This window comes from Streptomyces sp. NPDC005784, assembly GCF_042871525.1.
Classification (GTDB): Bacteria; Actinomycetota; Actinomycetes; order Streptomycetales; family Streptomycetaceae; genus Streptomyces.
In genome coordinates this window covers 307,862-321,403 of the sequence record NZ_JBIAIQ010000005.1, presented here as the reverse complement: position 1 = coordinate 321,403, position 13,542 = coordinate 307,862, and the positions used below count along the sequence as shown (strand labels likewise).

Annotated in this window: 12 protein-coding genes; 2 read left to right on the top strand and 10 right to left on the bottom strand. The window is 69.7% G+C overall.

Translation table 11 applies throughout. The features are described 5' to 3' along the window. A complete protein-coding gene (locus ACFYR3_RS11815) occupies positions 1-708 on the bottom strand; it encodes an MBL fold metallo-hydrolase (RefSeq protein WP_355839567.1) in 708 nt (235 codons plus the stop codon). Positions 709-888: 180 nt separating this feature from the next. Between ACFYR3_RS11815 and ACFYR3_RS11810 the strand changes: the two genes are divergently transcribed. Then, positions 889-1,707 carry a peptidylprolyl isomerase gene (locus tag ACFYR3_RS11810; RefSeq protein WP_355839569.1) on the top strand — a complete coding sequence of 273 codons (819 nt, stop codon included), beginning with the start codon at positions 889-891 and terminating at the stop codon, positions 1,705-1,707. A 134-nt stretch (positions 1,708-1,841) separates the two neighbouring features. Beyond that, positions 1,842-3,071 (top strand): DUF349 domain-containing protein, encoded by a 1,230-nt coding sequence (locus ACFYR3_RS11805; RefSeq protein ID WP_356785655.1) that lies wholly within the window; start codon positions 1,842-1,844, stop codon positions 3,069-3,071. A 116-nt stretch (positions 3,072-3,187) separates the two neighbouring features. Here ACFYR3_RS11805 and ACFYR3_RS11800 read toward each other — a convergent pair whose 3' ends face one another. The 9 genes from ACFYR3_RS11800 to ACFYR3_RS11760 all read right to left on the bottom strand — a co-directional run bounded on the left by ACFYR3_RS11800 (position 3,188) and on the right by ACFYR3_RS11760 (position 13,502). Next, the gene (locus ACFYR3_RS11800) at positions 3,188-5,752 is read right to left on the bottom strand and encodes a RelA/SpoT family protein (RefSeq protein WP_389282599.1); all 2,565 of its coding nucleotides are present in this window, start codon (positions 5,750-5,752) and stop codon (positions 3,188-3,190) included. Between the two features lie 230 nt (positions 5,753-5,982). Next, a complete protein-coding gene (locus tag ACFYR3_RS11795) occupies positions 5,983-6,522 on the bottom strand; it encodes an adenine phosphoribosyltransferase (protein ID WP_355839573.1) in 540 nt (179 codons plus the stop codon). Further along, complete coding sequence (gene secF, locus ACFYR3_RS11790) at positions 6,519-7,634, bottom strand: protein translocase subunit SecF (RefSeq protein WP_355839575.1); 1,116 nt, start codon at positions 7,632-7,634, stop codon at positions 6,519-6,521. The genes ACFYR3_RS11795 and secF overlap by 4 nt, the downstream gene beginning before the upstream one ends. Position 7,635: 1 nt before the next feature. Next, the gene (gene secD, locus ACFYR3_RS11785) at positions 7,636-9,393 is read right to left on the bottom strand and encodes a protein translocase subunit SecD (protein WP_355839577.1); all 1,758 of its coding nucleotides are present in this window, start codon (positions 9,391-9,393) and stop codon (positions 7,636-7,638) included. Between the two features lie 141 nt (positions 9,394-9,534). Beyond that, positions 9,535-10,056: a preprotein translocase subunit YajC gene (gene yajC / locus ACFYR3_RS11780; protein WP_355839579.1), complete on the bottom strand. Its 522-nt coding sequence runs from the start codon at positions 10,054-10,056 to the stop codon at positions 9,535-9,537. Positions 10,057-10,220: 164 nt separating this feature from the next. Then, positions 10,221-11,315 carry a Holliday junction branch migration DNA helicase RuvB gene (ruvB, locus tag ACFYR3_RS11775; RefSeq protein ID WP_389282596.1) on the bottom strand — a complete coding sequence of 365 codons (1,095 nt, stop codon included), beginning with the start codon at positions 11,313-11,315 and terminating at the stop codon, positions 10,221-10,223. Between the two features lie 97 nt (positions 11,316-11,412). Then, positions 11,413-12,024, bottom strand: coding sequence for a Holliday junction branch migration protein RuvA (gene ruvA / locus ACFYR3_RS11770; protein WP_356785649.1), 612 nt, complete (start codon positions 12,022-12,024; stop codon positions 11,413-11,415). After that, positions 12,021-12,617 (bottom strand): crossover junction endodeoxyribonuclease RuvC, encoded by a 597-nt coding sequence (gene ruvC / locus ACFYR3_RS11765; RefSeq protein WP_355839585.1) that lies wholly within the window; start codon positions 12,615-12,617, stop codon positions 12,021-12,023. The genes ruvA and ruvC overlap by 4 nt, the downstream gene beginning before the upstream one ends. A 132-nt stretch (positions 12,618-12,749) precedes the next feature. After that, a complete protein-coding gene (locus tag ACFYR3_RS11760) occupies positions 12,750-13,502 on the bottom strand; it encodes a YebC/PmpR family DNA-binding transcriptional regulator (RefSeq protein WP_328556626.1) in 753 nt (250 codons plus the stop codon). Positions 13,503-13,542 lie beyond the last annotated feature (40 nt).

The following is a 13,542-nucleotide window of genomic DNA, read 5'->3' as shown; positions in this document are numbered from 1 at the left end:
TCACATTCCTCGTCGGGGAGCAGGCGAGGCTCCCTGGCCGGCGGCCACCTGCCGCAGATACGGGTTGGTGGCGCGCTCCTGGCCGATGGTCGTCTGGGCGCCGTGGCCGGACAGCACCACGGTCGAGTCGTCGAGCGGCAGGCACACACGGCCCAACGAGTCGAGCATGTCGTCCATGTCGCCGCCGGGCAGGTCGGTGCGTCCGATGGAGCCGGCGAAGAGCAGATCCCCGGAGAAGAACACGGACGGGATGTCCGCGCTCTCGGGCATCCGGAACGCCACCGACCCCTTCGTATGGCCCGGCGCGTGCGCGACGGAGAGGTCGAGGCCCGCCAGCTTCAGCTCCGCGCCGTCGGTCAGCGTCCGCACGTCGTCGGGCTCCCCCACGGTCAGCTCGCCCATCAGCGGCATTCCGATCGACCGGCCGAGCGCCCGCTCGGGGTCGCTCATCATGTAACGGTCCTCGGGGTGGATCCAGGCCGGCACGTCGTGCGCTCCGCACACCGGGACGACCGAGGCGACATGATCGATGTGGCCATGGGTGAGGATGACCGCGACAGGCTTGAGCCGATGCTTCTTGAGCGCGTCCTCGACTCCCTGGGCGGCCTGATGGCCCGGGTCGATGATCACGCACTCCTCACCCGCGGCGGGGGCGACCAGGTAACAGTTGGTCCCCCAGGCCCCGGCGGGGAACCCGGCAATGAGCACGATCGTCCTTCGTGGTGGCGTACGCGCTGGTGTCGTACGGGGCGGGTGGCTGTGGCTCAGAGCCTACCGGCGCTGCCGATTCCTCAGCGAACCCATATACGGTACGGGGCACACGCAGGCGGTCGGCTCACGAGACGCACGCGTCCCACACGACGTACGAGACGCACGAGGAGAAACCCGGTGGTCAGCCAGGAACAGCGGCGGCGTCAGCTCGCCCGGGAGAAGTTCTTGCGACAGCAGCAGCGCCGCACATCGGCGCGACGCAAGACCCATACACGCAACGCGGTGATCGCGGCGGTCGTCGGCGTGGTCGTCGCGGGCGGTGCGCTGTCGTACTTGACCGGGGCCTTCAAGAGCGACGACAAGAAGGCCAACGCGGGCGCCGAGGTGACGCCGAGCGCCACGCCGAGCAAGGCGCCCGATCCGTGCGAGAAGCCCGCCGCGGGCGCGGTGAAGAAGCTCACCTGGAAGAAGGAGCCGGCGGTCACCATCGACACGTCGGCGGCCTACACCATGAAGATGGCGACGACGTGCGGTGACATCGACATCGCCCTCAAGGCGTCCGCCGCCCCGCACACGGTGAACTCGTTCGACTTCCTCGCCGGCAAGGGTTACTTCGACCACACCAAGTGCCACCGGCTCACCACCAACGGCATCTACGTGCTGCAGTGCGGTGACCCGACGGCCCAGGGCTCCGGCGGTCCCGGCTACACGATCCCGGACGAGAACCTGAAGGACAAGACGCTCAAGGGCGGCGTGTACCCGGCGGGCACGATCGCCATGGCCAACACCGGCCAGAAGCACACCGGCGGCAGCCAGTACTTCCTGGTCTACAAGGACAGTCAGCTTCCGCCCAGTTACACACCGTTCGGAACTATTTCCAAGTCCGGCCTGACGGTCCTGGAGAAGATCGCGGCCGCCGGCGAGAGTACGGGCCAGGGCGACGGCGCCCCCAACGCGACCGTCGTCATCAACAAGCTGACCGTGACGAAATCCTGACCGCCAGCTGCTGAATTTCGGTCGCGCGGGATGCGGACAGCCGCCCCGCCGGTCGCCTATGTTGGCCGTGACGAAACTGTGGACGATGCCAGGGGGCGTGACGCCCCTCACAGGCATCATGTGGAGGAGGCGCTGTGAGCAGCGACCCGTGGGGCCGCGTCGACGAGACGGGGACCGTGTACGTGCGTACGGCCGACGGCGAGCAGGTCGTCGGTTCCTGGCAGGCCGGCTCTCCTGATGAGGCGCTGGCCTACTTCGAGCGCAAGTACGAGGGCCTGGTGGTCGAGATCGGCCTCCTCGAAAAGCGAGTGAAGACCACCGACCTGTCGGCGAAGGACGCCCAGACCGCCATTGATCACATCCGCGAGCAGGTGGTCGCCCACCACGCGGTCGGCGATCTGGACGCGCTGAAGGTGCGGCTGGACAAGCTCGTGGAGACGGTCGACGCGCGCCGTGAGGAACGCAAGGTCCAGCGGGCCAAGCAGTCCGACGAGGCGCGGCACGCCAAGGAGGCGCTGGTCGTCGAGGCCGAGGAGCTGGCGCAGAGCGACCAGTGGCGGGCGGCCGGTGAGCGGCTGCGCGCGCTGGTGGACACGTGGAAGGGACTGCCGCGACTCGACCGCAAGTCGGACGACGAGCTGTGGCACCGTTTCTCGCATGCCCGCTCGGCGTTCTCCAAGCGGCGCAAGGCGCACTTCGCCTCGCTGGACGCGCAGCGCGAGGAGGCCCGCAAGACCAAGGAGAAGCTGGTCGCCGAGGCCGAGTCGCTGTCCGGCTCGTCGGACTGGGGCCCGACGGCGGCCCGTTACCGCGAGCTGATGGCGGACTGGAAGTCCGCGGGCCGCGCCCAGCGCGAGCACGAGGACGACCTGTGGAACCGCTTCCGCGGCGCCCAGGACGTGTTCTTCGCGGCGCGCGGCTCGGTGTTCGCCGAGCGCGACGCGGAGCAGACGGAGAACCTGAAGCTCAAGGAGGAGCTGGCCGAGGAGGCCGAGAAGCTCGTCCCGGTGCAGGACCTGAAGGCGGCCCGTGCGGCCTTCCGTTCCATCAACGAGCGCTGGGAGGCCATCGGTCACGTGCCGCGCGACGCCCGCCCGAAGGTCGAGGGCAGGATGCACGCGGTGGAGCGGGCCCTCCAGGAGTCGGAGGAGACCGAGTGGCGCCGGTCCAACCCGGAGGCACGCGCGCGTGCGGAGGGTCTGACCGGTCAGCTGCAGGCCGCGGTGGACAAGCTCCAGGGGCAGATCGAGGCGGCGCGCTCCGCGGGCAACACCGCGAAGGCCGACAAGCTCCAGAGAGAGCTGGACGGCCGTCAGGCGCTGCTGGACCAGGCGCTGAAGGGTCTTCAGGAGTTCGGCGGCTGATCGGACAAGAGTTTGGCGGCTGATCCGCCGGACGACACGCGAAGGGGCTCCCGTACGCACCGTACGGGAGCCCCTTCGTGTGGTGCCCGGCCGTGTGGCCGGGCGGACAGCGGGTGTCAGGCCTCGGAGGGCCTGCGGGCCGACGTCACGCGGTACACGTCGTAGACGCCCTCCACGCCCCGCACGGCCTTCAGGACGTGTCCCAGGTGCTTGGGGTCGCCCATCTCGAAGGTGAAGCGGGAGGTGGCGACACGGTCGCGGGAGGTTTGGACGGCCGCGGACAGGATGTTGACGTGCTGGTCGGACAGAACGCGCGTGACGTCCGACAGGAGCCGGGACCGGTCCAGGGCCTCGACCTGAATGGCGACCAGGAAGACCGAGGACTGGGTGGGCGCCCACTCGACCTCGAGGATGCGTTCGGGCTCACGCGAGAGCGAGTCGACGTTGACGCAGTCGCTGCGGTGGACCGATACGCCGCTTCCGCGGGTGACGAACCCGATGATCGGGTCACCCGGCACCGGCGTACAGCACCGGGCGAGCTTGACCCACACGTCGTCGACGCCCTTGACGACGACACCCGGGTCGTTGTTGCTGCGCCGCTTGCGGCCTCGGCCCCGCGCGGGCGGTACGGACTCGTCGATCTCCTCGGTGGCCGCCTCCTCGCCGCCGAGCGCCTGGACGAGTTTCTGGACGACGCTCTGGGCGGTGACATGGCCCTCGCCGATCGCCGCGTACAGGGACGAGATGTCGGGGTAGCGCATCTCGTGCGCGAGGGTGACCAGGGAGTCGCCGGTGAGGATGCGCTGGATCGGCAGGTTCTGCTTGCGCATCGCGCGGGCGATGGCGTCCTTGCCGTGCTCGATCGCCTCGTCGCGGCGTTCCTTGGAGAACCATGCCCGGATCTTGTTGCGGGCGCGCGGCGACTTCACGAAGCCGAGCCAGTCGCGGGAGGGGCCCGCGCCGGCCGCCTTGGAGGTGAAGACCTCCACCAAGTCGCCGTTGTCCAGGGTGGATTCGAGCGGTACGAGCCGGCCGTTGACCCGTGCTCCTATCGTCCGGTGGCCGACCTCCGTGTGGACCGCGTACGCGAAGTCGACCGGCGTGGCGCCGGCCGGAAGCGCTATGACGTCGCCCTTGGGCGTGAAGACGAAGACCTCGTTGCGCGACAGGTCGAAGCGCAGGGACTCCAGGAACTCGCTGGGGTCCTCGGTCTCCTTCTGCCAGTCGAGCAACTGGCGCAGCCACGCCATGTCGTTGACGGTGTCCTGGCCCGCGCTGCCCTTGGCCGCCCGGGGCACGTCGGTGCGGATCTTGGAGGAGCCGGCGACGGTCTCCTGCTTGTACTTCCAGTGCGCGGCGATGCCGTACTCGGCGCGGCGGTGCATGTCGAACGTACGGATCTGGAGCTCGACGGGCTTGCCGTTGGGGCCGATGACCGTCGTGTGCAGCGACTGGTACATGTTGAACTTCGGCATCGCGATGTAGTCCTTGAACCGGCCGGGGACCGGGTTCCATCGCGCGTGCACGGTGCCGAGCGCCGCGTAGCAGTCGCGGACGGTGTCCACGAGGACGCGGATGCCCACCAGGTCGTAGATCTCCGCGAAGTCACGGCCGCGGACGATCATCTTCTGGTAGACGCTGTAGTAGTGCTTCGGGCGGCCGGTGACGGTCGCCTTGATGCGGGCCGCGCGCAGGTCGGACTGGACCTCGTCGGTCACTATGGCGAGGTACTCGTCGCGCTTGGGGGCGCGCTCGGCGACCAGGCGCACGATCTCGTCGTACATCTTGGGGTAGAGGATCGCGAAGGCGAGGTCCTCCAGCTCCCACTTGATGGTGTTCATGCCCAGGCGGTGGGCGAGCGGCGCGTAGATCTCCAGGGTCTCGCGCGCCTTCTTCTCCTGCTTCTCGCGCTTGAGGTAGCGCATGGTGCGCATGTTGTGCAGGCGGTCGGCGAGCTTGATGACCAGGACGCGGGGGTCCTTGGCCATGGCGACGACCATCTTGCGCACGGTCTCGGCCTGGGCGGCCTCGCCGAACTTGACCTTGTCCAGCTTGGTGACACCGTCGACGAGCAGCCCGACCTGGTCGCCGAAGTCGCGGCGCAGGGTGTCGAGGCCGTACTCGGTGTCCTCGACCGTGTCGTGCAGGAGACCGGCCATGAGCGTCGCCGGGTCCATGCCCAGCTCGGCCAGGATGGTGGTGACGGCGAGCGGGTGCGTGATGTACGGGTCGCCGCTCTTGCGCTTCTGGCCTCGGTGCCAGCGCTCGGCGACCTGGTAGGCCTTCTCGATCTGCCGGAGCGTCGCCGTCTCGATCTTGGGGTCGTTGCTGCGCACTATCCGGAGCAGGGGCTCCAGAACCGGGTTGTACGGGTTCGAGCGCTGGACGCCGAGACGGGCGAGCCGGGCGCGGACGCGGTTGGAGGAGCCGCCGGAGCGTGTGGCCTGACCTGCCGCGGGACGGACCGCCGGGGTGTTCGCGGGGCGCTCGGGCGAGGCCGGCTTGGGACGTGCCTCCTCGGCCGCCGTGTCGTCGGGCGCGGCCTGGGCGTGCTCGACCGGCCCGCTCGCGACGTTCCGTGCGGGCGTCTCCGCCGGGCCCGAGGCGGGCTCGGGCTGGGTGGAGGCGGTTCGCCCCAGGCGTTCCGCGCTGGGGGCGAGTGGCTGGGCCTCGTCTGGCAAGAGGGCTCCTCGTGCGCGATCCGGGTCCCCCGGTCAGGCTCCGGAAACCCCATGGTAGCGATCCTTCGCGCCGGACTCGCTGTCGGCCGCCGGGGGCGACCTCGTACAGAAGGAACGCCAGAGGCGGGCGCCGGATTCCTCCGGGCCCGCCTCCACGGTGTCCTACGGGTGTCTCAGGCCTTTCGGGGGCCTCTCCCGGGGCTGTCTCCCGGGTGGTGAGCGGACGGGCCTCAGATCGTGAGGAGCGCCTGCAGGGGAGCGCCGGCCAGAGCAGGCTCCAGACGGCCGCGGCCGCCCAGGAAGCCGAGCTCCATCAGCACGGCGACGCCCGCGACCTCGGCGCCCGCCCGGCGGATGAGCTGGAGCGAGGCCTCGGCGGTGCCGCCCGTGGCGAGGACGTCGTCGACGACCAGCACGCGGTCGGCCGCGCTCAGGTCCTCGGCGTGGACCTCGATCTCGGCGGAGCCGTACTCCAGGTCGTACGCCTGCGACAGGGTCGCTCCGGGGAGCTTGCCCGCCTTGCGCACCGGGATGAAGCCGAGCCCTGCCTGGACGGCGACCGGCGCTCCGAGGATGAAGCCACGGGCCTCCAGGCCGACGATCTTGGTGGCTCCGGTGCGCACGGCGATGTCCGCCAGGGCGCCGGTCAGCGCGCCGAACGCGGCCGGGTCGGCCAGGAGCGGGGTGATGTCCTTGAACATCACCCCCGGCTCCGGGTAGTCGGCCACGTCACGGATACGGCTGAACAGCAGCTCTTCGATGCCGGTCATCGGCGCTTCCCCGAGGGCCGGCCGCGGCCGCGGGTGCGGGACGCGGGCTGGTTGCGGGGACCGACGACCGCGGGCGTGACGTCATCCGGCTCGTCGTCCTCGTACGACTCGGTGACCCGCTGCTCCGGGGACTCGCCCTGGGCGGCCGCCTGGGCCCGCTTGGCGAGGACCCGCTTGCGCAGGGCCTTCATCTGCGGCTCGCGCTCCTTGAGGTCGGCGACGAGCGGCGTGGCGATGAAGATCGAGGAGTACGCGCCGGCCGCGAGGCCGACGAACAGCGACAGCGAGATGTCGTTGAGCACGCCCGCGCCGAGCACGCCGCCACCGATGAACAGCAGGGCGCCGACCGGCAGCAGCGCGACCACCGTGGTGTTGATGGAACGCACCAGGGTGCTGTTGATCGAGCGGTCGGCGACGTCGCTGTAGGTCCAGCGGGTCTGCTTGGTGATGTCCTTGGTCTGCTCCTTGAGGCTGTCGAAGACGACGACCGTGTCGTAGAGCGAGTAACCGAGGATCGTGAGCAGACCGATCACCGTGCCCGGGGTGACCTCGAAGCCCACCAGGGCGTAGATGCCGACCGTGATGGTGATGTCGTGGATCAGGGCGACCAGCGCGGCGATGGCCATGCGCCACTCGAAGGCGATGGCCAGGTAGATCACGACCAGGACCATGAAGATCGCCAGGCCCTCCCAGGCCTTGTTGGCGATCTCGTCACCCCAGCTGGGGCCGACCAGGTCGGCGTTGATCTGCTCGGAGTCGACCTTCAGGTCCGTGGCGAGCTTGTCCTTGATCGCGTCCGACTTGTCGGTGTCGATACCGGCGATCTGGATGCGCAGTCCGCCGTTGCCGAGCTTCTGGACGACCGCGTCGTGGCCGGAGGCGTCTTGTGCGTACGTCTCCGCCTGGCTAACCGAGACACTGGACTTGCCGGTGGTGAAGACGGCGCCGCCCTGGAACTCGATGCCCATGTTCAGGCCCCGCACCGTCAGGCCGAGGATGGCCGTGATGGTGATCAGGATCGAGATGCCGTACCAGATCTTGCGCTTTCCGACGAAGTCGTAGCCGATCTCGCCGCGGTGGAGCCGGGCGCCGAGGGTGCCGAGTTTCGACATCTCACGCCTCCTTCGTGTCGACGGGGGCGGACGCGCGACGGGTGCGGCGCAGCGGCGGCTTGGCGCCCAGTCGCTTCGGGTCGAGGCCGGACCAGCGGTGGCCCTCAGCGTAGAACTTCCTGCGGGCGAGGAGCGTCATCAGCGGCTTGGTGAAGAAGAACACGACGACGACGTCGAGAACCGTGGTCAGACCGAGGGTGAACGCGAAGCCCTGGACCTTGCCGACGGTGACGATGAAGAGCACCGCGGCGGCGAGGAACGACACGAAGTCGGAGACCAGGATGGTACGTCGGGCACGCGGCCAGGCACGCTCGACGGCGGGTCGCAGGGAGCGGCCCTCGCGGATCTCGTCCCGGATGCGTTCGAAGAAGACGATGAACGAGTCCGCTGTGATACCGATCGCGACGATCGCACCGCAGACGGCCGGGAGGTTCAGCGCGAAGCCGATGGCCGGGCCGAGCAGCGCCATGAGCACGTAGGTGAGGATCGCGGAGACGCCCAGGGAGGCGATGGCGATGACCGACAGGCCGCGGTAGTAGATCACCAGGTAGATGACGACCAGGGCGAGGCCGATGGCGCCGGCGATCAGTCCGGCGTGCAGCTGCTCGCCACCGAGCGCTGCGGTCACCGTGGTGACGCTGGACTCCTTGAAGCTGAGCGGCAGCGCGCCGTACTTCAGCATGTTGGACAGGTCCTGCGCCTCGGTCTGGCTGAAGCTTCCGGAGATCTCCGCGTTGCCGCCGGTCAGCGCCTGGTTGACGAACGGGTCGGAGACGACCTCACCGTCGAGGACGATGGCGAACTGGTTCTGCGGGGACTGGTTCTTGGCGAGCTTGGCGGTGATGTCGGCGAACTTCTTGGTGCCACCGGACGTGAAGTCCATGGTGACCTTCCAGCCCGCGGCGCTCTGCGTGTCGAAGACGGCGGCGGCCTTCTTGATGTCCGTGCCGGACACCTCGGCCGGGCCGAGCACGTACTTCTGCCACTGGCCCGAGGAGTTCTTGCCACAGGCCACGGTCGGCTCGGTCGGCTTGGCGCCGACACCGGCAGTGGCGCGGGCCGCCTTGTCGGCGCAGTTCAGCGCGGCGTACTCGGACTGCAGCTTGGCGGTCGCGGGGTCCACGCTGGCGCTGGCCGAGGGAGCGGCACTGGAGGAGGCCGAGGAGCTCGGGGTGCCGCTCGGCGACGGCGAGGAGCCCGCCTTCAGGGCGTCGGTGACCGCGCGACCCTGGGTGGTGGCGGAGGCCGACGGCGTCGCGGGGGCGGAGGAGGACGAGGTCGCCTTGTCCGTGGACTTGCCGGAGGCACTGCTGGAGGCGCTCGGCGACGGGCTGGCCGACGCGTCGGCCCCGGAGACCTCGGTGGTCAGCACGGGACGGAAGTAGAGCTTGGCGGTGGTGCCGACCTGGTCGCGGGCCTGCTTGGAGTTCGTTCCCTTGGGGATGTTGACAATGATGTTGTCGGATCCCTGGGTCTGAACCTCGGCCTCGGAGACACCGAGACCGTTGACACGGCGGTTCATGATGTCGACCGCGGTGTTCATGTTGGTCTTGTTGATCGCGTTGGGCTGGCCCGGCTCGTTCTTCGCCGTGAGCGTGATGCTCGTGCCGCCGGCGAGATCGATGCCGAGACGCGGAGTGGTGTGCCCGGAGGCGAACATCCCTCCGGTGAGCGCCGCGATGGCGATCAGGATCAGGGCCAGCGAGCGCCCCGGCCTGCTCTGGGCGCTCGCGCTCCGGCCCTTCTTCGGTGCTGCCACCTTCTCGTACTCCCTCTCGGGCCGCCCTGCGCCGGGTGAGCGCGTGGACGGCCATGCCATGGTGTCGGGACTCCGTGCGAGAACAGCACGTCCCGGGAGGTGCGAGGCGCGAGCGGACCGCGCCGCGCTCCCGGGTCGTGACTACTTCGCGTCGGCCTCGCCGTCGGTCTTCTTCGGCTCTGCATCGTCGACGTCGGAGGCCTGGTCGGCCTTCGCCTCGACGACCTCGTCGGCCGGCTTGTCCGCCGCGTCCTTCTTGCCGAGGTCGAGGGGCTTGTCGTCGGAGGCGTCGGAAGAGGCGTCGGCGGCGGGCTCGTCGGTCTCGGTGAGGGAGGAGGCGTCGTCCGGCACGACTGTGCCGTCCGCCTTCAGGTCGTGCTCGATGCCGTGGACGATGCGGTTGTACTCGTCGTCCGTGAGGACCGCACCGATCGCGTTCTTCGCGAAGAGCAGGTCAACACCCGGGGCCGCGTCGAGGAGGACCGTGTCGTCGTTGACCTCCTTGACAGTGGCGTACATACCGCCGATCGTCCGCACGCCGGAGCCGGGCTGCAGCTCGTTGCGCATGGAAGCCGCCTGCTGCTGCTTCTTCTTGGCCGATCGGGTCATCAGGAACATGGCCCCGATGAGCACGATGAAGGGGAGAAGGGTGTAGGGACTCACGGGTCGGGACTTCCTTCTTCGACCGCACCAGGTGAGCGGCCTGCTGGATGGGGGTATGTATGCCGTCGACAAGGGCGGCATCGGCGGAGTCTAAGCGAGTCCGCACTCAGGGAACAACGCTCAGCATGGCACCGGGGTTCCTGCCCCGGTACGTGCGCACGCCGTCACGCCCCGAACAGGTCTTCTTGTCCGTTTCCGCCTGCTGACCGGCGGGGTGGCGTGAGGCCGAGATGTGCCCATGCCGCGGGTGTCGCCACCCGGCCACGGGGAGTGCGGGCGAGGAGTCCCTCTCGTACGAGGAAGGGCTCGGCGACCTCTTCCACGGTCTCACGCTCCTCCCCCACCGCGACAGCAAGTGTGGACAATCCGACAGGGCCGCCGCCGAAAAGCTTGATCAGGGCCTCGAGGACGCCGCGGTCGAGACGGTCCAGTCCCCGGGCGTCGACCTCGTAGACCTTCAGTGCCGCACCGGCGATCTCCCGGGTGACGATCCCGTCCGCTCTGACCTGCGCGTAGTCGCGTACGCGGCGCAACAGGCGGTTGGCGATGCGGGGCGTGCCGCGGGAGCGGCCGGCGATCTCCGCGGCGCCCTCGGTGTCGATCTCGACGTCGAGGAGGCCGGCGGAGCGGTGGATGACGCGCTCCAGCTCGGCGGGCTCGTAGAACTCCATGTGCGCGGTGAAGCCGAAGCGGTCGCGCAGCGGCGGCGGCAGCAGTCCCGCGCGCGTGGTGGCGCCGACCAGCGTGAACGGGGGCAGCTCCAGCGGGATGGCGGTGGCGCCGGGGCCCTTGCCGACGATGACGTCGACGCGGAAGTCCTCCATCGCCATGTAGAGCATCTCCTCGGCGGGCCTGGACATGCGGTGGATCTCGTCGAGGAAGAGGACCTCGCCCTCCTGGAGGGAGGAGAGGATCGCGGCGAGGTCTCCGGCGTGCTGGATGGCGGGGCCGCTGGTGATACGGATGGGGGCGCCCATCTCGGCCGCGATGATCATCGAGAGGGTGGTCTTGCCGAGCCCGGGAGCGCCGGAGAGCAGCACGTGGTCGGCGGTGGCCCCCCGCGCGCGTGCGGCGCGCAGGACCAGGTCGAGCTGCTCACGGACCTTCTCCTGGCCGATGAACTCGTCCAGGTCCTTGGGGCGCAGCGCGGCCTCGACGGCCTGGTCCTCGCCGTCGGCGACCGATCCCACCAACCGCTCCGCGGTGGGGTCGACGAGCCGCTCGTCGGCGGCTTCGTCTCTCGTGTCGTCCCAGTTCATCGGTGGTGCCTCGTGGTCTCGTGGTGGTGGGGCGGTCGGCGGTACGGCGGGCGCGGGCCGCACCGGGGCACGCGCCCGGCCCGGGGGCCGGGACCGTTCAGCGTGCTCGGTTCAAGGTCTGCAGGGCGGCCCTGAGGAGCTGGCCGATCTGCGGGGTCCCCTCGGCGGCCTCGGCCTGCGGGGCGACGGCGGAGACGGCCTCGTCGGCCTCGCGAGTGGCGTACCCGAGGCCGATGAGCGCGGCGTGCAGCTGGTCGCGCCAGCCGGTGGTGACCGCCGTGCCGATGGCCGGGCCGCCGGGGCGGAGGGGCTCGCCGAGCCGGTCCTTGAGGTCCAGCAGCAGCTTCTGGGCGCCCTTCTTGCCGATGCCGGGGACGGCGATGAGGGCCTTCTCGTCCCCGGTGGACACGGCGCGGCGCAGGGCGTCCGGGGTGTGCACGGCGAGCATCGCCTGGGCGAGGCGCGGGCCGACTCCGCTCGCGGTCTGGAGCAGCTCGAAGACCTGGCGTTCGTCGTCGTCGGTGAAACCGTAGAGGGTGAGCGAGTCCTCGCGGACGACGAGGGAGGTGGCGAGCTTGGCCTGCTGTCCCATGCGGAGCCCCGAGAGCGTGTTGGGCGAGCACTGGACGGCGATGCCGATGCCGCCGACCTCGACGACCGCGGAGTCGGGGGCGAGGGCGGCGACCGGGCCGCTGACGAAGGCGATCATGCGGTACGGCCTTTCGATGCTTGGTGCGAGGCGTGCGCGGCTGCGGCCTGCTGAAGTCTGTTCTGCGCGACGGCCCGGTCGGGGCCGATCCGCGCGGCGGCCTGCTGGAGTCTGGTCTGGGCGGGGGCGCGCCAGATGTGGCAGATGGCGAGGGCGAGGGCGTCCGCCGCGTCCGCGGGTTTGGGCGGCTCGGCGAGCCGGAGCAGGCGGGTGACCATCGCGCCGACCTGGGCCTTGTCGGCGCGTCCGTTGCCGGTGACGGCGGCCTTGACCTCGCTCGGGGTGTGCAGGGCGACGGGGATGCCGCGCCGGGCCGCGCAGAGCATGGCGACGGCGCTGGCCTGGGCGGTGCCCATCACGGTCCGGACGTTGTGCTGGCTGAACACCCGCTCCACGGCGACGTATTCGGGTTCGTACTCGTCGAGCCACTGCTCGATGCCCTGCTCGATGGCGACCAGCCGCAGGCCCAGCTCGGCGTCCGCGGGGGTGCGTACGACTCCGACGCCGCGCATGGTCAGGGGCCGGCCCGCGACTCCTTCGACCACCCCGACACCGCACCGGGTCAACCCGGGGTCAACACCCAGCACCCGCACCCGGGCCCTCCTTCGACGTAGCCGGCCTCCGCTGGGAGGTATCCCCAGTTCGTGCAGGCTATCGGGTGCCACTGACAGAGCGACGGGCCGACGGGGTGTCCCGTCGGCCCGTCGCTCCGGGCAAGCCCTCGATCAGGCGTCGACCTTCTCCATGACCTCGTCGCTGACGTCGAAGTTGGCGAAGACGTTCTGCACGTCGTCGCTGTCCTCCAGGGCGTCGATCAGCTTGAAGATCTTCCGGGCGCCCTCCTCGTCGAGCTCGACCTGCATGGTCGGGACGAAGTTGGCGTCGGCGGAGTCGTAGTCGATGCCGGCCTCCTGGAGCGCGGTGCGCACCGCGACCAGGTCGGTGGCCTCGGACAGGACCTCGAAGGACTCGCCGAGGTCGTTGACTTCTTCGGCACCCGCGTCGAGCACGGCACCAAGGACGTCGTCCTCGGCCAGCTCACCCTTGGGGACGATGATGACGCCCTTGCGGTTGAACAGGTACGACACGGAGCCGGGGTCGGCCATGTTCCCGCCGTTGCGGGTCATGGCGACGCGGACGTCCGAGGCCGCGCGGTTGCGGTTGTCGGTGAGGCACTCGATGAGCACGGCGACACCGTTCGGGCCGTAACCCTCGTACATGATCGTCTCGTAGTCCGCGCCACCGGCCTCGAGACCGGCGCCGCGCTTGACCGCGGAGTCGATGTTCTTGTTCGGGACCGAGCTCTTCTTGGCCTTCTGGATGGCGTCGAACAGCGTCGGATTGCCGGACACGTCGGCGCCGCCCGTGCGGGCCGCGACCTCGATGTTCTTGATCATCTTCGCGAAGAGCTTGCCGCGCTTGGCGTCGATCACGGCCTTCTTGTGCTTCGTCGTAGCCCATTTAGAGTGGCCGGACATCTGCCTGTCTCCTTCGCGTAACCCAACCTGTACGGACTCC

Bases quoted from the DNA above. Each gene is read 5' to 3' on its own strand.
- ACFYR3_RS11795 (WP_355839573.1), bottom strand. From the start codon at position 6,522: ATGACCGGCATCGAAGAGCTGCTGTTCAGCCGTATCCGTGACGTGGCC.
- secF (WP_355839575.1), bottom strand. From the start codon at position 7,634: ATGTCGAAACTCGGCACCCTCGGCGCCCGGCTCCACCGCGGCGAGATC.
- ruvB (WP_389282596.1), bottom strand. From the start codon at position 11,315: ATGAACTGGGACGACACGAGAGACGAAGCCGCCGACGAGCGGCTCGTC.
- ruvA (WP_356785649.1), bottom strand. From the start codon at position 12,024: ATGATCGCCTTCGTCAGCGGCCCGGTCGCCGCCCTCGCCCCCGACTCC.
- ACFYR3_RS11760 (WP_328556626.1), bottom strand. From the start codon at position 13,502: ATGTCCGGCCACTCTAAATGGGCTACGACGAAGCACAAGAAGGCCGTG.